Annotated in this window: 16 protein-coding genes; 6 read left to right on the top strand and 10 right to left on the bottom strand. The window is 42.4% G+C overall.

The window, feature by feature from the left end:
* The first annotated feature begins 42 nt into the window (after positions 1-42).
* Both thrC and V7K44_RS11565 read left to right on the top strand, forming a co-directional pair.
* Positions 43-1,353 (top strand): threonine synthase, encoded by a 1,311-nt coding sequence (gene thrC / locus V7K44_RS11560; protein ID WP_094350254.1) that lies wholly within the window; start codon positions 43-45, stop codon positions 1,351-1,353.
* A gap of 87 nt (positions 1,354-1,440) precedes the next feature.
* Positions 1,441-1,716, top strand: a complete 276-nt coding sequence (locus tag V7K44_RS11565) for a ubiquitin-like small modifier protein 1 (RefSeq protein ID WP_094342283.1) — start codon at positions 1,441-1,443, stop codon at positions 1,714-1,716.
* A 214-nt stretch (positions 1,717-1,930) separates the two neighbouring features.
* On the opposite strand, the gene V7K44_RS11570 is transcribed toward V7K44_RS11565, so the two are convergent.
* Complete coding sequence (locus V7K44_RS11570) at positions 1,931-3,448, bottom strand: dolichyl-phosphate-mannose--protein mannosyltransferase (RefSeq protein WP_334931519.1); 1,518 nt, start codon at positions 3,446-3,448, stop codon at positions 1,931-1,933.
* A 326-nt stretch (positions 3,449-3,774) separates the two neighbouring features.
* The gene (ppsA, locus tag V7K44_RS11575) at positions 3,775-6,297 is read right to left on the bottom strand and encodes a phosphoenolpyruvate synthase (protein ID WP_334931521.1); all 2,523 of its coding nucleotides are present in this window, start codon (positions 6,295-6,297) and stop codon (positions 3,775-3,777) included.
* Positions 6,298-6,493: 196 nt separating this feature from the next.
* Between ppsA and V7K44_RS11580 the strand changes: the two genes are divergently transcribed.
* Positions 6,494-6,898, top strand: coding sequence for a hypothetical protein (locus V7K44_RS11580; protein ID WP_289798978.1), 405 nt, complete (start codon positions 6,494-6,496; stop codon positions 6,896-6,898).
* A gap of 535 nt (positions 6,899-7,433) precedes the next feature.
* On the opposite strand, the gene V7K44_RS11585 is transcribed toward V7K44_RS11580, so the two are convergent.
* From V7K44_RS11585 to V7K44_RS11620, 8 genes are all read right to left on the bottom strand, one after another.
* Positions 7,434-8,666: an aspartate aminotransferase gene (locus V7K44_RS11585; protein WP_334931523.1), complete on the bottom strand. Its 1,233-nt coding sequence runs from the start codon at positions 8,664-8,666 to the stop codon at positions 7,434-7,436.
* On the bottom strand, positions 8,663-9,853 hold the full coding sequence (locus tag V7K44_RS11590) for an iron-containing alcohol dehydrogenase family protein (RefSeq protein WP_334931691.1): 1,191 nt from the start codon (positions 9,851-9,853) through the stop codon (positions 8,663-8,665). Before V7K44_RS11590 ends, V7K44_RS11585 begins: the two co-directional genes overlap by 4 nt.
* A 1,019-nt stretch (positions 9,854-10,872) precedes the next feature.
* The gene (locus tag V7K44_RS11595) at positions 10,873-11,394 is read right to left on the bottom strand and encodes a Ycf51 family protein (RefSeq protein WP_334931525.1); all 522 of its coding nucleotides are present in this window, start codon (positions 11,392-11,394) and stop codon (positions 10,873-10,875) included.
* Positions 11,395-11,513: 119 nt separating this feature from the next.
* The gene (locus V7K44_RS11600; RefSeq protein ID WP_334931527.1) at positions 11,514-12,302 is read right to left on the bottom strand and encodes a CHAT domain-containing protein; all 789 of its coding nucleotides are present in this window, start codon (positions 12,300-12,302) and stop codon (positions 11,514-11,516) included.
* 86 nt (positions 12,303-12,388) lie between these two features.
* Complete coding sequence (locus V7K44_RS11605) at positions 12,389-12,628, bottom strand: hypothetical protein (RefSeq protein WP_334931529.1); 240 nt, start codon at positions 12,626-12,628, stop codon at positions 12,389-12,391.
* Between the two features lie 201 nt (positions 12,629-12,829).
* Entirely contained in the window at positions 12,830-13,582 is a 753-nt protein-coding gene (locus V7K44_RS11610) for a caspase family protein (protein ID WP_334931531.1), read from the bottom strand.
* Between the two features lie 349 nt (positions 13,583-13,931).
* On the bottom strand, positions 13,932-15,275 hold the full coding sequence (locus tag V7K44_RS11615) for an O-antigen ligase family protein (RefSeq protein WP_334931533.1): 1,344 nt from the start codon (positions 15,273-15,275) through the stop codon (positions 13,932-13,934).
* Entirely contained in the window at positions 15,257-16,099 is an 843-nt protein-coding gene (locus tag V7K44_RS11620; RefSeq protein ID WP_334931535.1) for a YaaW family protein, read from the bottom strand. The genes V7K44_RS11615 and V7K44_RS11620 overlap by 19 nt, the downstream gene beginning before the upstream one ends.
* Positions 16,100-16,414: 315 nt before the next feature.
* On the opposite strand from V7K44_RS11620, the gene V7K44_RS11625 reads away from it, so the two are divergent.
* From V7K44_RS11625 to V7K44_RS11635, 3 genes are all read left to right on the top strand, one after another.
* Positions 16,415-17,503, top strand: coding sequence for an NAD(P)/FAD-dependent oxidoreductase (locus V7K44_RS11625; protein ID WP_334931537.1), 1,089 nt, complete (start codon positions 16,415-16,417; stop codon positions 17,501-17,503).
* A 508-nt stretch (positions 17,504-18,011) separates the two neighbouring features.
* Complete coding sequence (locus V7K44_RS11630; RefSeq protein WP_334931539.1) at positions 18,012-18,386, top strand: hypothetical protein; 375 nt, start codon at positions 18,012-18,014, stop codon at positions 18,384-18,386.
* Between the two features lie 140 nt (positions 18,387-18,526).
* Complete coding sequence (locus V7K44_RS11635) at positions 18,527-19,384, top strand: SIMPL domain-containing protein (protein WP_334931541.1); 858 nt, start codon at positions 18,527-18,529, stop codon at positions 19,382-19,384.
* The last annotated feature ends 127 nt before the right edge of the window (positions 19,385-19,511 follow it).

Raw genomic sequence — 19,511 nt, forward strand, 5'->3', positions numbered from 1 at the left:
GTATCAGGCGACAAGTGACAGACAAACAGGGAAAGCTAGTTTATGACTCAGGCAATCAAAACCCAAACCCAAACCCAAACCAGCACTGCCTACTTTCAAGCCTTGAAGTGTAAGGAATGTGGTGCGGAATATGAACTCAAAGCCAGTAATGTTTGTGAATTATGTTTTGGCCCGTTAGAAGTTAAATATGACTACAACGCCCTACGTCTGACTGTCACTCGTGAAACAATTCAAGCTGGGCCGAATTCAATTTGGCGCTACCGCCCCTTTTTGCCTGTCGCAACTGACAATGTAATAGATGTGGGAACTGGTATGACTCCCCTAGTTCGTTCCCACCGTCTTGCCCGTCGCCTGGGTCTAAATAAGCTTTATATAAAAAATGATGCCGTGAATATGCCCACCCTGAGCTTTAAGGATCGGGTGGTGTCAGTCGCTCTATCCAGAGCGCGGGAGTTAGGTTTCACTACTGTTTCTTGCGCTAGCACTGGTAATTTGGCAAATTCAACAGCAGCGATCGCAGCTCATGCAGGTTTAGACTGCTGTGTGTTCATCCCCGCAGATTTAGAAGCCGGTAAAATTCTCGGTAGCTTGATTTACAGTCCTACCCTCATGGCCGTCAAAGGCAACTACGATCAAGTCAATCGTCTCTGTTCGGAAGTTGCTAATACACATGGCTGGGGTTTTGTCAATATTAATCTGCGTCCTTATTACTCTGAAGGTTCTAAGACGCTAGGTTTTGAAGTCGCAGAACAACTAGGCTGGGAACTACCCGATCATGTTGTTGCTCCTTTAGCATCTGGTTCGCTCTTTACAAAAATTTATAAAGGGTTCCAAGAATTTATCGAAGTTGGTTTAGTAGAAAACAAGAGCGTCCGTTTCAGTGGCGCTCAAGCTGAAGGTTGTTCGCCCATCGCCCAAGCTTTCAAAGAAGGACGCGACTTTATTAAGCCAGTGAAACCGAATACAATTGCGAAATCGCTAGCAATAGGCAATCCAGCAGACGGTATTTATGCTGTGGAGCTAGCTCAGAAGACTGGTGGTAACATTGAATCAGTCAATGATGCCGAAATTATTGATGGCATCAAGTTGCTGGCAGAAACCGAAGGCATCTTCACAGAAACGGCTGGTGGTACAACCGTGGCCGTGCTGAAAAAACTGGTAGAAGCTGGCAAAATCGATCCAGATGAAACTACGGTGATTTACATTACAGGCAATGGTTTGAAAACCCAAGAAGCAATCCAAGGCTACGTTGGCGAACCCTTGACTATTGATGCGAAACTCGATAGTTTTGAACGTGCGCTAGAGCGATCGCGTACTCTGGATCGCTTGGAATGGCAACAAGTCCTCGTTTAGTTAGGAGTTATGAGTTATGAGTTTTTTATTCATGACTCCTAACTCTTAATTGTATTCCTCACTTTTAACTCTTCACTTTGTACTTCTATGGCTGTAACAGTTTTAGTTCCTACAACTCTTCAGAATTTGACTAATAATCAAGCTAGTCTAGAATCCAACGGTAGCACCATTGCTGAATTGTTGGACTCCTTAGAACAAAGCTTTCCTGGTATTAAATCTCGGTTGTGCGATGAAGAAGGCAAGCTACGTCGATTTGTAAATTTTTACGTCGATAGTGAAGATATCCGTTATTTAGATGGTATTAACACAGCCTTGAAAGATGGCGATGAAGTCAGTATTGTTCCTGCTGTTGCTGGTGGTTAATCTTGAAAACATCTACCTAGATTTAGCAAATAAATACATTTAGGCTTGCCGCGAATGGCAGGCTTATTTTTATTGGTTTCAAATTCAGTATTGGTATGCCCTCACCTTCAAAATCATTACAAAGGAGATATGTGTTGGTAAGCTAATCAGCATTAAAGTTGCATAATCAGGGCGGGCAAGATGCCCACCCCACAAGACGTTGAGAAAATTTTAATCAAATCCAAGAGTTGAACCACATTCGCAACTTGTAACCATCAGGAGAGAGGGGTAAACCCAAATAAATGGGCATCCAGAAAATAAAAGCAGCCAGAATAATAAAAGTAATGGTGACACCTAGCGCCCGGAGTTGTTGATAATAACTGTAAAGACACCGATCGACAAACCAAGCGATCGCTAAAAATACAAACACCACTGCACACATATAGTGGTAGATAAAAGCGCACCTTGTAACTTTCACCCAAGGTAATAAGTTAGCAGCATAATTTATGACTAAATACAAAGCAATCCAAGTATCAACACTAAGAGTTGCAGGTATAGAAAAACGCTTTTCTTTCAGCCAAGGAATTACCGCTTGTGATACCAGCATTCCTACTAAAAACAACATGGCAGCGATACCAAACCACCACAAAAATGGATTGCCCATTGCATGAACATCATAGATAACTTGTCCAGCACCAGCAGGTAAAGGTGGCCCCATCACAGGTAACGGTTCAGTGATACTTTCAGCAGTTTGATAATAATATGCCATTGGTCGAGTCATCAACGGCCATTTGTACCAGGCAGCACAATAAGGATGCACGTTAGGACTATTACCACCTAGATGTAAATGAAACTTTAAAATTTGCTGATGTACTGCAATAAATCCATAAGTTTTATCTAGTTGAAGGTGAGGAATCCAGATGATGCTATAGATAAAAGCTGGGATAATTCCTAGATAAAACAGCATCTGAAAAATATTTAGCTGAGTTAAATTTTGTAGTGGTGTCTGAGATGAAAGAGATGAGAGAGAATAAGTACTAACTCCTGCCTCCTGCCTTCTGTCTTCTGCCTCCTCTAATGCGGGGGATCTAAAAAAGAGTTTGGAGTTAGGAAAAGAATGTATCAAATGAATTATCCAAGCTGCTACCCAAATGAGATAAGCACCTGATAGGAACCATAAACCATTCCACTTAGTACCGACTGAGGCACCAAAACCAATGCCAGCAAAAACTAACCAAAAAGAACGTCGCCGATTTTGGTTATCTAATGCCAATAATAAAAACCAGTGCCCTAATAAACCAAAAATGACGATATAAATATTACTTAGAGCATACCGAGACTCAACTAAAAAAATACCATCACAAGCTGTGAATAATCCTGCAAGTATTGCAAAGGTACGACGATAACTTAACTGATAAGCGATCGCAGCCACAACTACAGGAATAAATGAGCCTGTGAGGGCATTTAACCAACGATAAGTCCAAGGCGATCGCAATGAACCTGTCAGCCCATTCACGGTATCGTGCCAAAAAGGAATGTGGCTGCCAATCCAAATGCCGATGCCAATCATATATTGACTTAGCGGCGGATGAGCATTAAAAAATGGGGTATGCGTAAGATAATTATTACCAAATTTGGCAAAGTAAACTTCATCAAAGACCAGAGTGTTGAATCGCTCCAGTCCCCAAAACCGTAAGGCAAGTGAGAGAATAAATACACTCACCATCCCAATTCGGAACCACTTTTTATTCATTAGTCATTAGTCATTGGTCATTAGTCATTAGTCATTGGTCATTAGTCATTAGTCATTGGTCATTAGTCATTTGTCATTAGGCCCCCTTGTCTCCGTTGTCTCCCTCACCCCCTCTACTCTTCAGGTACATTTTGAACAGGAGAAGCTCGCCACAAGTGCCAGCCTACCTCATAATCTTGAGTGGGTAAACCATCTTTTTCGGGCAATTGTTTAAGAAAGATAGTTTCCACAATTGTTGTAGTTTCCTTTTCGACAATTGCCCAAGATCCATTACCATTGTTGCGTGGGTGCGACCGCTCGATTTAACACAACAAAACCCACTGCAATCAAGACTCAGCACTCTCGACTTTTGCCACTTCTAGCATTGTCTTTAAAACCGAATCAGGATTTAGACTAATCGAGTCAATTCCCTGTTCCACCAAAAACTGGGCAAATTCTGGATAGTCGCTGGGTGCTTGCCCACAAATGCCGATTTTGCGATCGCATTTTTTCGCTGTTTCTATGACCATTTTTACCATTCGCTTAACAGCTGGACTGCGTTCATCAAATAATCGCGCTACTAACGCTGAATCCCTGTCTATCCCTAGTGTCAATTGAGTTAAATCATTAGAACCAATGGAGAAGCCATCAAATACCTCAGCAAATTCCTCAGCCAGAATCACATTACTGGGCAACTCACACATCACATAAACCTGCAAGCCGTTAACACCTTGCTTTAAACCATTTTTTGCCATCTCTGCTAAAACCAAACGCCCCTCGTCAGGAGTGCGGCAAAAAGGAATCATTGGGATGACATTCGTCAAACCCATTTCTTCCCGTACCCGTTTGAGGGCATGACATTCTAAGGCAAAAGCTTCTCTGTAGCCTTCATCATAGTAACGCGCCGCCCCTCGCCAACCTAACATTGGGTTTTCTTCATGGGGTTCAAACTGTCGTCCACCTAATAAATTGGCATATTCATTACTTTTGAAATCTGAGGTTCGGACTATTACTGATTTGGGATAAAATGCTGCGGCAATTCTACCAATGCCTTGAGCTAATTTATCGACAAAATATTGGGTTTTATCGTCGTAAAGTGCGGTAATATCAGCAATTTTAGCTTTGACAAATTCATCTTTTAACGAGTCATAGTGAATCAAGGCCATTGGATGAATTTGAATTTGGTTAGCAATGATAAATTCTGTCCGCGCTAAACCTACACCATCGTTGGGAATTGCCGATAAACTCAATGCTTCTTGGGGATTACCCACATTCATTAAAATTTTAGTGCGGGTGCGGGGTAAGTTCTCTAAAGGAACTTCTTTAACTTCAAAAGGTAATAAGCCTGGATAAACTTTTCCTTCTTCACCTTCAGCGCAAGAAATTGTTACCTCTTGACCAGGTTTCAAGATGTCCGTAGCATTGCCGCATCCCACGATCGCAGGTACACCCAATTCTCGCGCAATAATTGCTGCATGACACGTGCGGCCTCCAGAATTGGTGACAATTGCACTGGCGCGTTTCATAATTGGTTCCCAATCGGGATCGGTTCTCTCTGTCACTAAAACTTCCCCAGCTTGGAACTGTTCTAGTTTCTGAACATCTAAAATTAGGCGTGCTTTTCCCTGACTAATTGCTTCCCCAATTGCACTTCCTGTAACCAGAGGGATTAAGGATTGGGAATCAGGGAGTGAGGAGTGGGAATTTTCCCCATTCCCTATACTTCGACTGCGCTCAGTACAAGTTCCCCATTCCCTATTCCCCAATAACAAACGATAACTCCGCAACACATTTCCCGTCTTCTGTGACTGGACGGTTTCGGGGCGCGCTTGCACAATAAAAAGTTGGTTAGTAATCCCATCTTTTGCCCACTCGATATCCATTGGAGTGAAAATGCCGTGGACTTGGGAATAATGGTCTTCAATTAAACACGCCCAACTTGCTAGTTGTAAAATCTCTTCATCACTTAGAGCGAATTTACCTCTTTCACTGGGTGAAACCGAAACATTTTTCGTAAATTTTGAGCCGTCATCATAAATCATTTTCAGTTCTTTGCTGCCCAATTTTTTATCAATAATTGGGCGGAAACCAGCTTTTAAAGTTGGTTTAAAAACATAATATTCATCGGGATTTACAGATCCTTGGACAACGTTTTCACCTAAACCGTAGGCGGCTGTAATTAGTGCTGCATCCTTAAAGCCTGTTTCTGTATCAATAGAGAACATCACCCCAGAGGTTGCTAAGTCAGAGCGCACCATTTTTTGCACACCCACAGCCAGAGCAATGCTAAAGTGGTCAAATCCCTTGGCGTGGCGATAAGAAATAGCGCGATCGGTAAATAGAGACGCAAAGCATTTATGACAAGCTGCTAAAACTCCTTCGACACCGACAACATTGAGGTAAGTTTCCTGCTGTCCAGCAAAACTAGCATCGGGAAGGTCTTCAGCAGTGGCACTGGAACGGACTGCCACATCTGTGTCTGCATGGTATTGTTCGCAGAGACTATGGTATGCTGTGGCGATCGCCTCGCGCAATTCTACAGGAAATGGTGTGTGGATTAATAGCGATCGCGCTTTTTTGCCACGTTCTCGTAAATTTTTGACATCTTCAACATCCAAGTCAGCAAAGAGTTTGCGTAGCTTTGCTTCTAACCCCGCTGATTGAATGAAATGACGATAAGCGTAAGCAGTAGTGGCGAATCCTGTGGGAACGTTAATGCCTTTGGGTGTTAGCTGTTGAATCATTTCCCCTAGTGAGGCATTTTTACCACCAACTACTGGGATATCAGCAATCCCAATTTCATCAAACCACAAGATGAGCGATCGCTCTTGGGCAGATAGAGACAAAGTGCTTTTAGATACTGTAGTCATAAATATTACCTTTTCAGTTTATACTCAATTTGTAAGTGCATAACTGCTACTATATTTATTTTTCCCATATTAAACTTGAGATTTTTAATTCTGTCGCGTAGTTTGATATTTGGCGATGAAATCCAAAAATATAAGCAATAAAAATTAACAATTATTCAGTTTAATAACTCGATCAAAATACCGGATGTAATAAATTATGGCGCAGCTAGAACGACTCCTGAAAATGGCAGAAGATGAACTAACTGAATACAGCACTGATGCCCGTAAAATAGAAAAACTACGCCGTAAAATAGGTTTAACAGTATCCGTAACAGAACAGCAGCAAGTAAAAGAAGCATTACTTGCTACGATGAAATCTAATATAATTACCCAAGTTGTGGAAGAACAAAGACAAGCAGTTGCCTTACCATTTTGGGGAATTGCTGGATTAGGTTTGTTACTAGGAATTTCTTTAAATCAACCCATAGGCTTGTTAGCGTCTGTAGTTGGAACTGTATTAGCTTATAGAGTTCAAAAATGGGGTTGGAAATTGCAGGCAAATCGTTTATTGTTACAAACATTAGAAGATATTGAAACGCGTATTGCCCAACCCACTAAGTAACAATAAAGATGTATTTTATAAATAATTTATCTACAAAATACATATATTCTATTATACCAAGTAATAAATTAATCACTTAATTTACATCTCGTAAGCACTTAACAATTCCTTTGGGATCACCATAGCAAAAAAATTAGATATTGGATTTAAGATTAGGTATTTATTAAGAAAGACAGCAAGCAGAAGGCAGTCTTCCGTAAACTCGAACTGCCCTCCATCTTCATTCAATATCCTGGTTTGCGGGCAATGAATGCTACATTACCTTTTGACAGCAGATATTACACAGATTGCAAAGTTATTTTTGCTTTCCGGTTGGGGAAAGGTTAAAGGGGAAGGGAAAATTCCATACCTTTATCCCTTCCCCCACTTCTGCAAGAAGTCTATTGAATATAGCTACGGGTTGTCTCAACCTGGAAGTCCACGTTAGAGAGTTCACTTGCAATAGCTGTCGCTTCGTATAATCGTATTTTTTACACGATCTCAAAGATCGTCAGCAGAAATTTTAGTCATGTAATATTGGTTTTCTTCTCTCTAATCAACTAACGAGATCAGCGATCGCTTCTGAAGCAGGGACTACAGTTTCAGGTTGATAGCGGATGCCAGCTTGCTTGAAGCGGTTTAAAGCTTCACCCAAGCGATCGCAGTCTGCAATCAAACTGATCCTGACATAACCCTCACCAGCAACCCCAAAGGCATTACCGGGAGTAACCACAACGCCTGTTTGCTGCAACACGTTCAGGGCAAAATCTGTGGAACCAACGCCAACGGGACACTTCACCCAAAGATACATGGTCGCCTTGGTTTTGGGGATATCCCAACCCAACTCTCCTAACCCGTTAATGAGGAAATCGCGGCGGGTACGGTAGCGTTGTTGTACCTCATGCAAATACACATCTGGCAGTTGCAAAGCTGTTTCGGCTGCTGTTTGCAATGCTGCAAAAATGCCGTAATCCAAGTTAGTTTTCAGCGTCCGCAAACCTTGAATTACATGGCGGTTCCCCACAACAAACCCAACACGCCAACCAGCCATATTGTAGGTTTTAGATAAGGTGTGAAATTCCACACCAATATCTTTCGCACCGGGAATTTCTAACAAGCTAGTGGGTTGATAACCATCAAAAGCTAACTCGGCGTAACACAAATCATGCACCAGCAAAATTTCATATTTGCGGGCGAAAGCGACGATTTCTTCAAAAAATTCGCGGGGTGCGGTGGCGGCGGTGGGATTGCTAGGATAGTTGAAATAGAGAATTTTCGCTTGTCTTGCAACTTCATCAGGAATGGCAGCTAAATCAATTAACCAGTCATTTTCGGGTTTGAGAATCAAACTATGGATTTTCCCACCAGCGATCGCCGGGCCGCGAAAATGTGCCGGATAAGCTGGGGAAGGAACCAGAACTAAATCACCAGGGTTAACGTAGGCGAGTGCTAAATGGGTTAATCCTTCTTTAGAACCCAGCAAAGGCAAGGCTTCGCTATCAGGATCGAGAACCACATCATAACGGCGACGATACCAGTTAGTGATGGCGCGGCGGAAACTAGCTGTGCCCTCAAAAGGAGGATAACCGTGATTGCTAGGATCTTTCAAGGCTGCGATCGCCGCTTCGACAACTGGTGCTGGCGTTGCACCATCGGGGTTTCCCATACCCAAGTCAATTAAATCTAACCCTTGTTCCCGTGCTTTAGCTTTCAGTTCATCTAAACGGGCAAATACATAAGGTGGTAGTTTTTGTATGCGTTCTGCTGGGACAATCCAATTTAAACTCATAAAACCTCGTCACTCATTCCCTTGGGCGAAACTCGATTTGTAGTATCTCTACTATCTATAGGTGCAGTGGTAGAAACCATTGCCGCCATCAACTGTTCTGGCGCGACTTTAAACGGTAGCCGATGGATATCAGAATTAGGAACTAGAGCCATTTCGGCAGCTGTTTGCAATTCGCCTAATGTAATATTGCCCAATCCCAAATCACTTAATTTCTGGGGTAGTCCAATTTCTGTGTAGAACTTTAACAACTGTTGCCGTGCCGATGCTGCTAGTTGATTGCCTTGTAGCATTTCTTCTAAACGCAGTTGCACTAAAATCCCAAAAGCAACTTTTTCGCCATGAATACTGCCATGTCCCGAAATATGAGTTAAACCGTTATGCACGGCATGGGCGGCAACTGTGCGACACTGCGCCCCTCCAAGTCCCCCAACTACCCCAGCTAACAAAACAGTGGCATCTACCACTTCTCGCCAAACCTCACTACGTGGTTCTTCGAGGGCGACAGCTGACTTTTGCAACAAGATATCTCGCAAAACTCGTGCTTGTTGCACCGCAGCAATAATTAAAGTATCTTGCAAGTGTCCACTGCTAACTGAGGCTTCGTACCACTTAGCGATCGCATCACCAATTCCAGCTACTAAAGTACGTTGTGGTGCAGTTTTAATCAAGTCATAATCGAGTATCAATAAATCGGGACAACGAGATAGCCCCACATCGTAGAGAAAAGCCCCATCTTCCGAATAAACATTTGATAAGGCACTCCAAGCTGCACAAGTAGCCCCGGAAGTAGGAATTGTCACCACTGGTAGATGTAACTGCTGTGCGACTAATTTCGCTGTATCTAGGGCTTTGCCACCACCAATACCGATAATGACATCAGCTTTATGTTCTTTTGCCTTCTTCTGTAAAGATTTCAGGCTACCTTCGCAGCAATCAGCACCATAAGAAGCTTGGACACTATGTAACTGCTGCGCTTCTAAAACTGGTTGTAAATTTTGTTGGCTGATACCGAGAGTAGACTTACCTGCCACAATTAAGGGACGACTTCCCAAACAGGCAATCTCTGCTGCGGCTGTTTGCAACACCCCAGAACCACGGATTACTTTTGCGGGAGAGACTGTGAGCGTCAAGAATGAACTAGAGGTTTGAGTAGACAAAGAAGGTTGAGTAGAAAAATTATTGGGCATATAATCTCGTTTGTCAAAACCTTGATATTTCTTAATCAAATAGACTGGCGATCGAGGATACTTGTTGCCAAGCTGGTTTTTGGATGGCTCCAACCTTCCACCCAGCCCATCTGGATTTGAGCCAAGCAATTCAATAGACAAGTCCTATTGCCGACTGATTGAGTAGTTTGACGACATTGCTTGAATCTATAAATACCCATTGACCTGAAATTCCGAACTATCAAAGTTTTGAATAACCGTATAATTAATTAACATTACCATTGTCAGATTCTCAAGAAAAGCAATCGATAATTGATAATGTGTAGGCAGATCGTGCTATTTTATGCAATCCTTAGCTACAGATATATATGTAAAGGTGTGTATAGATATGCCCCCTACAACCCTTGATTTACTGTAAAGAATTTTAAAAATGGCAACAGGGGCAATTAGGACAACAACTGACAAATCACAACTGTCAGTACCCATTACCCGCACGCTGATTAACCTTTTCCCACAGTATAACCACTAAAGTGTAAATATCTTAATCTAAATATAACCATTAATGTATCAGTAAATACAAAATAAATTTTGTTATCCTGATAACAGGTAAATTACTTTGTTTTCTGAGATTGGGGATTGGGCATAAGAGGCAGAGGGGAAAGACCATAAGTGTCAACTTAACGCTAAACCCGCTTGGTGACAACGTTTTGCACTCACCTCCAGCCCCTCTCCCATCCGTGAGAAAGGAGCTAGACATTCAATTCCCCTTCTTCCAAGGGAGAAGGGGTTAGGGGATGAGGGCGTGAGGGATTTGCAAAACGCCTGTCCGATATAGTTTTCGGCTTAAGTTGACACCAATGAGGAAAGACTGACTGCTACTTCTCCTTAGTTACAGAGCGACTTGCCTTGACTTGTGCCAAGCATCTCGACTACGCCCTTCTCTACGAGAGGCTGCGCCAACGACTACGCTCAGGACAAGCTCAGTACAAGTCGCTCAATGGAACCGGAGCCAAAGTGCTGCTCCCGTAGCCCTCTGTCTCTTAAGCAGTAGGTTTTGGCAATTTGGCGAAATTCTCTGTGTAAATTTTGACTGTTACCGGGGAATTTTGATGAGAAACGAGCGATCGCTTGACCTCACCCAAGTAAACTGGTACAGAAATCCCTGTTTCCGGGTGGATAATAGTACGGGCGCGAACTGTCAAATTTTCGTCTTCTTGTGTACCTGAACGACCATAAGAAAAGAGATTGCTAGCTGCTTGACGTAAAGTTGCTTCTACTTGTGTGGGTGTAATTTTGGGTGATGTGGCAATCACCGCTTGTGTTGAGCCATTGTCATAAACTAGAGTGTACCGAGCTGCTCCGGGAATCACAGTCCGACTCAAAGGGACTATTGAGAGTCCAAATAAACCAGCAGTCACCACCAGCATAAAGCCAGTCGTACCCACCAACCGAAAGCGGATGCCCCATTTGAGAATAAAAGCCAAAAATGTCAAGGCAGCAAATACCAATGTAGCTATACCTGACCATTGGGTGTACTGAAAAAAGTTAGCTGTTGTGAGCATAAGGTTGGTTATGGAGGCGTCTTTTCTGCGTTACCGACACACTCATTTTACCGAGAGAGAGCTTACACTTCTACTATTCATTACCCGCAGTCACGAAAAATTGACTCCAACAACCTTGTTTATCGCCACTCACCTTGCACCACAAACGCCGCCCAGTAATACGGCGCCTTCCATTGCTGAGTCTTCCACATTTCCAACTGTGCAGCACGCAGCGCCGCCACTGGTGTCAAGCCTTTTTCTAGCATCTGTTGGTAAAATTTAGTCATCAAACTGGCGGTTGCTGTATCGTTGACACTCCACAAGCTGACAGCAACTCTTTTTGCTCCTGCATACATAAAGCCTCTTGTCAAGCCTAATAAACCTTCTCCTTTTACGTCTTTACCAAGTCCGGTTTCGCAGGCGCTGAGAGTCACAAGTTCAACGGGTAAATTGAGGTTGAAAATATCATGGAGGCGCAGAAAGCCATCGGTATCTTCGCCTTTTTGGTTGACTAAAGATAAAACAATTCCTGATAATTCCGGGTTAACAGTGTTAATCAGTCCGTGAGTGGCAAAGTGTACCATTCGGTACTGTGAAAGATTAGGATTGGTGGCGGTGGTGCGCGAAGCTTCAAAATCAAGAGAAGATAAACGTTGAGAAGTATTGTTTACCAGTTTGCTAATTGCTTCAGCTTCTTCGCGGCTATACTTCAACCGTTCAAGAACGACACCAATATCACGTGCCGAACGTACTACTTCGCTAGTTGTTGCAGGTGCGGCTAATTTGTCGGCGGTGGTAGATTTTGTCTGTTGCGATCGCGTGTTTGAAGATTGAGCAAAACTCGCCTCTGTATTTCCAAGTATGGTAACTACTGTTTGCGAAAGTAAGACTATACTTGCAAATAAAATAAAGTATGTTTTTTGATACATTTCTAAAATCTTATTTATTGATACTTAAAGCTATAGATACCCAATTTCTTTGAAAAGTTGGGTATCTTGTATTCTTCCCTTTTTGGTTATGCGATCGCCTCCAACAGCATCCCTGCTTTCGCAATACCCTTGACTGTGGCAATTCCGACTAATCCATTGCGCGATATCAACTCCACCTGTGGGGAATTAGCTTTATTGGCTGCAATTGTCCTAAATTTAGAACCTTCTTCTATGTTGCCGATATCAACACCACCCAGCCAAAGTGTTGCTCGATTACCATTGATTTCGGTAATCACCGCATTAGCTGTGGTATTTGCTGATTTCATAAAAAAGAAAGGTTGCTTTTCATACCCGCTTTCAGGTTTTACTTCTAAGATGGGCGTTTGTTCGTAATCTTCTTGGGATAGTTGATCGATTACTTCTGCGATCGCTTTTTCTGGTGTGCTGCTATTTTGCCAAAGATAGCGTGTTAAGGGGTAACTAAACGCTCCTGCATAGAAACCATTGAATCGGGCATCTGCTGCGGTTTATTCGGCATTTGTGGCTGCGAGTACCACGCCTTTGTCAACTCCCGCCCGATAGCGCCGAATAAATTCTTGGCGTGACAGGTTGAGTTTTGATAGCCACTTTCTTTGATAATCTTTTTCTTTGGCTGCGATTTCGACTGAGTTACTACCAGGGCGCGATCGCACTTTGTAATTCCGCGTCGCCCCACCAGAAAAACAACTATCCAAAACGGCTGTAAAGTTCTCACTTTGACAAGCTGACATCAACAAAAACAACGTGTGTCCCATGATGTCTTGCACTGTACCTTTTTTTTCGGGATAACCAACAGGCAAACCCGAATCCACAGGCACAAAAGTACCGTTTAATCCTAATTCCTCAGTTATGGGATTTGGATCGTAAACTTGCGAACCATGTCCCGAATAATGGAACACTACCACATCGTCGGGCTTGGCTTGCTTGATTAAATGCTCTTCAAATCCTTGGAGAATACCAGTACGAGTTGCTTTTTCATCTGTCAAAGTCAAAATATCTGTTGGCTGAAACCCAAAGCGATAAATGGGCAAATGCCGCATCAATTCAATATCATTAACACATCCCCGCAACGCATCTTCTCCGGGATATTTATTAATCCCAACCAGGAATGCAAGTTTACGTGGTGTACTTTTTGCGAGAACTTTACCAAAGCGATCGGCTTGCGTAAAGAATTGACTTAACCCTAATCCCGCAACAGTCGAACCAGTCATTTGCAAAAATTGACGGCGGTTAAAAGTCATATTTATTACTTAATATGCCAGATATTTTTCCAAATATGGCATTTTTATGTGTAAATAGCCACCTTATATTTTAATTTTTTACTGAAAATTAAACAAAAATAATCCAAAAACTTGGACAATAATTTAATACACCAATTCCAACTTAATCGCTAAAAAATAAACATACAAAAGGGCATCTACAAGAGATGCCCGTCATGCAGGAAAACCCCAAATGGGTGTCCCTACACCTTCCCAACAATCAGCAACAGTGACCAATTAGGTATTAGTCACACTCACAGACGTGAATATGACAATATTATTAACTTAAAACTCTCAATGTCCCCAGTGCATACACTGAAAAAACTAATAGCTAACTTTGATGAGATGCAAGCCTGTCTTTTTCGTGATAACGATGTAATACTCCAGAAATAGCAGCCAAAATTAGCCATGAAATCGCATTCAAACGAAAATCAAAGAGGGTTACATCTACTGTATTCAATAAGATCCACCCCACAAAGGATAGAAGATAACTGAAAAATATCAATTTGTCTCCTGTATTTATATATTTTGACTTTTGGAGTAGTTGGACACTTGTAATCAAAATCCAAGCTAGTAAGCCACAAAATAAAAAAGTACTGGGAAAACCAGTTTCAGCAGATAACATTAAAAACAAGTTATGGGGATGACCCAAGGGAATCTGCATCTTTGCTCTGTAAAGGGTACTAAAACTGCGTAACCCCCAACCAGTCCAAGGATGTTGTTGAGCTAAAGACCAGGCAAACTCCCACTGAGTTTTTCGCATTAAAGCGACTGGTCTATCTGGATACATATCGTCATTTAACCTTGCCCAAAAGAAGGCGGGAACTACCCAGCGAAAAATGTGAGCGACTGGTGAGGGAGCAAAAGCCGCTAAAAGAATACTAGAAACGATCGCAGCAACGCTACCTACAAGAATGCGCCAACCTTGGTAGAGTGCATAAGCTAAACAGGCAAAAATAGCGATCGCCCACCCATTACGCGAGTTGGTGAAAATCAAGGTAATAAAATTCGTAATCACTGCCACGCTTAGGAAGAGAAAGGGAACTGGAGAGTGGGGCGCAGTAAGTCTTTCCCCTCTGCCTTTTATGTTCAATCGCCATTGTTCGATCCACAACCCTAGACTAAGGGTGAAAACTATTACTAGATAAGCTGCGAAGGTGTTAGCGTGCAAGAAAAGTGAAGCGATACGACCTGGTGGGTTTCCGCCTGGTCTGATTGTCCAACTAAACACAACCCACACAAACTGGAACTTGAAACTCCAGCCTAAAAATAATTGTCCCAAGCCCATAATTGCTACTGGCATGGAACCAATTACCAAAGCCCAAGCCATTTGCCGCAATTGGGTAAATGTTTGAATCAGAGCGCTATGGGCAGCGAAAAGTAAAAAGAATGGTAATAAATTAAATAAGCCGAGGAAAGCTGCTGTTTTGTCTTGGGCAAAGCCAGCACTCACGATCAGTAAAATACTCAACAGGGCAAATCCCCAGTTGAGGGGGCGGCGATTAATTTTGCGGGATTGTTTCAGCCAAGTTATTAATGAGACAAAACCTACAGTCACAGCCCCCACTAAAGGACTCAATGGGAAGATTAACAGTGCCCATAGAGAGTAGTTCCAAGAAGATTGCCAACGAGATTTGAAATAGTCAAAAACCTTGTTCAAGCTGGCTCCCAACATTCCTCACGAGTGAGGCGAATTTGAGCTAAGGCGAAGATAGTAGGGATGATTCGACCATAGTTAGTAGCGATCGCTCTCCACCCTAAATCCGCAATAAACCAAGTCCACATCATCGGTCCAATTACGGCAAACATCGTGCGGGCTGCCCCATAACGAGCTGCACTCACTGTCATACCCCGTTGCGCCATTTGCATCGTTACATAACTTTGAAATTGCGTTGCAGCTGCTTCTGTGCCTGTAATCGCGGCTTGTTTGGCTACTTCATAAGTAGCAAAGTGGATGGCAAATTGACGGGCAATTTGCTGAAGCACAAGTGGCTGGAGAAGAGAAGTAACCCCTAGAGCACTACCACCTTTGAAAAGTAACCCCAAGGGGTCACGTTGCAATAAAAGTGGTAGGGGTTGTTTTAATTCTGATTTGAGCAGCTGACGCTGCACCTGTACAGTCAATTTTTGCTTTTCTTGTTCAGGCAATTTTTTCCACACCTGTCCTAGCAGATGCAAAAATACTTCTGCTTCTAAATCAATAGTTGCCAGCTGATGAGAATAGGGAATTTTTAGATATTTACATACTTGAACTAACGCTTGTCGGTAAGTTACTTGGCCTGTACGTCCCCGTAATACTGTCATCCCATCTGCCGCCAAAAAACGAAAGCGTCCCTCTAGTGCATCTAACCAAGCTTTGCGGTCTTGGCTTTGCACTTCGATGGGTTCGGGTGTGTGTACATAGTCTAAGGGATTGAACTTACGACTAAATAGAATTGCCGTTAAGTCTTGCAATTCTTCTTCGGTCGCTAACTCTAGCGCCGCCCTCATTTCATCCAATTTCCCTTCCTCCCTTCCGTGCAGCTTTATGTACCTTATTCTACTATTAGCTTTCAGCAGTCATTAGTAGTAATTTTGTCCTTTGATAATAGCAGGAGGCAGGGGGCAGGGGGCAGAAGTAACTCAATCTCATTTAATATAATCCTACGTATAGAAGGCAGGAGTAACCCACGCGCAACTGCATTGGACTTAGGTTGTAGACAGTATCTTCTTTTTAAACTGGGTAATGACTCAGAATTAAAGTAATCAATCATACTTCTTTCCTCCTGCCTTCTGCCCTCTGCCTCCTGCCTTCTCTTAAAGGACTATTGACTCATGACTGATATTGCAGTGATTGGTGCCGGAATTGCCGGTTTAGTCTGTGCCCAGCAGTTAAGTCAAGCTGGATATTCGGTGGTAGTGGTGGAAAAGTCGCGTGGTTTGGGAGGAAGACTAGCTACACGCCGCTTGCATGGAACTTTGGCAGATCATGGGGCTTGTTACCTGAAGCCAAAGGGTGAATTATTTAGACGTTTTGTAGAGATATTGGGCGATCGCCGTATCCTGGAAGTTTGGACAGATGAGGTTTACGAACTCACAGCAGATGCTCCTTTATCTGAACCGAAAAACCGCAGTCCGCGTTATGTTGCACCTGCGGGAATGAGTGCGATCGCTAAATCCCTCGCCCCAGGTTTAGAAATATTACTGAATCAGCGTGTCATCGCTATTACCCCAACCATTGAAAATAGCTGGCGTTTGACTCTCGAATCTAGTAACGAAGAATTAACTGCAAAAGCTATAGTCGTCGCTATTCCTGCACCCCAAGCTGTGATGCTGTTGGAACCTTTGGGTGAGAGTGTATTGGATGCAGCCTTTCTTGATAACTTGCGTTCTGTAGAATTTTATCCTTCGATTAGTGCGATCGCGGGATATCCTTCTACATCCCAACCCCTCCCTCAGTGGAAAGCCCTAACTTTTGTGGATGATGCTGATTTAGCATGGATTGGTTTGGACAGTAGCAAACGTCCCAACCCTCAACAACCACATTTTGTAGTGCAAAGTAGCGCTGATTTTGCCCAACGTCATCTAGAATCACAGGATTTACAATCTGCTGGACAAGTGATGTTGCAACGAGCAGCTGAATCTCTATCTCTTCCTTGGCTCAATACTCCCGAATGGATGCAAGTACATCGTTGGCGTTATGCCTTTCCTAGCCGTCCTTGGCACGAAGCTTTTTTGTCTGCCAAAACTCCTTTACCTTTAGTTTGCTGCGGTGATTGGTGTGGCGGCAATCTTGTCGAAGGTGCGATGCTTTCTGGATTAGCTGCGGCTGATGAAATTAATAATCAGTTGCATCATCTCCCTTTCGATAATGTGAACTTTTTAAACGTTTTTGCCCGATCATTTCATCTGTCGCTAGACTGATCCTGCACTATAGTGAGTCGCTATTTTTCTGACCGACCAAATCAAAGTGCAACAAATAAGTTTTTTAGATGAAATAGCAAATTTTGCTGCGAACCTAAAAAGTGATGCTGATTACCCAAAAAGCTTAACTTCATGAAAAACTTGTTCCTAATTCAGGTTGTTTTATTGCTGTTAATCTTGATCCCCTAACTTTTATACTGCGTTTTATGTAGATTTCTGCCAAAAAGGCAGAGATTTGAAATAATTAGGATTATAAATATAAAATGTCGGTAACTTACCAGCTTGTTGGACGCTGTTTTAATAAGTCATGCTGTGAGACAGCATAAACTTTAACTAAAATAAGCAAATCCAAATGTCTGAGATTGTACCAAGATAAGAGGCTAGTTTCGGGGTTGATTGCATCTGTAAGTCGAGTTAGTTTGAACTGATTGTCATCACGACATTGCCATCTAAAAAAGTTATTTTCTCCAAGAAGCATTGAATTGATTAAAAAAGGAGTTTAAAAACCATGAAAACGGTAGTCAATTTAACACAACAATCAATAGTGGGAGAGATTGAAAGTGTTTTGAATACATATCCATCCCATCCATATCAACAAGCCTTTGCGATTCCTGATTTACGCCAAGAGCTAATTACTTTCGTCCTCAATCGCATTCCCTCCTTTTACAGCATCATGTCTGATGAACAGATTCCAGCGGAGGCTGAACAAGGAAGCTTGGCTTATTACAAATTGCCTCGTAAACCCTTAGAGCAGCAACTACATTTACAAAATTTGATTCACCAAGGTATTTGTTTAATCGTTCAAGAAAAGTCAGATTGGATTAGCCATCGTGTTTCTGAAACAGTTCAACCAGCTTGTGAACCCTCTCACTGGTTTGGTTAATAGTTCTAACGAGATTTGGCTCTCTGCTGAGATATCATAACGCCCGCAGTGAATTTTTAATTTTTGAGCTAATCCCATAGCTTTTAGTCGTGGAATTAGCTCAATATTTTTTTAAGTAGATTCCTCTTGAGGTGTAAACTTTGACAATTACCAAGTTCAAAGGATATTCCCAGGATATGAGAAAAATAACTGCTCTAATACTAAGTATTTCCGTGAGTATCGCAGTGGAAGCATTAACACCCAAAGTCACTAATGCCCAATTGTTTTACCCGCCAGCAAGCGATCGCCATTCATTAATGGTAATTGGTCAAGGGGTAGTGAGAGTGCCAGCAGATACAGCTGATATTGAATTGGTATTCAGTAGCGGAGGTAGTAATGATGAGTTACAAATCCAACGATCATCTCTACCCGAAACCCGTGGCATATCGTCACCAACTCTACTTTATAATTACAAAACAGCAGCAGAACCTTTACCAAGCAAAAAATCTCTAACTAAAGCAACTCTTCAGCCTGTAGTGGATAGCTTAGTTGCTAAAGGCATTAAGGCTGATAAAATTCAAGTGCAAATTAATCCTAATGCCAGTGAAAATAACGCCAAGATATTGGTAAGACTGGAAAAACCAACGCGCGATCGCGTCCAGGAAATTGTTGCTACAGCGAACAAAGCAACGAGCGATCTCGAAAACCTTTCCGTCAAGAGTGTGGGTGTTGACTATGCAGTAAACGACTGTCAAGCTTTGCAGAGTTCAGTTTATCAATCAGCGATGAAAGATGCTCAAAGCCGCGCTCAGGCTTTAGCAACTGCGATGGAAGTTAAACTTAGTACTCCTTCTGTCGCCGAGCCATTTTACACATTATTTTATCCCTCATGTGGTTCTAAAACTGGAGTTCCTTTACCGTCGTTTGCTAGCTTTTTATTATCACCAGTTTATAATCCCGATGCTCCAGCAGAAGTTGAAATGAAAAAAGATATTTTTGTGACATATACAACAAAATAAACATTTATATTTAGTGCGATCGCACTTTGATTTAGTCCAAATTGGGAGTGCGATCGCTTAACTATTTTCTTCTGAGTCTAATCAATAAGGATAGGTGCGATCGCACTTCTTCTTGACTTCATATTTT

It is taken from the genome of Nostoc sp. (assembly GCF_036917235.1).
Classification (GTDB): Bacteria; Cyanobacteriota; Cyanobacteriia; order Cyanobacteriales; family Nostocaceae; genus Nostoc.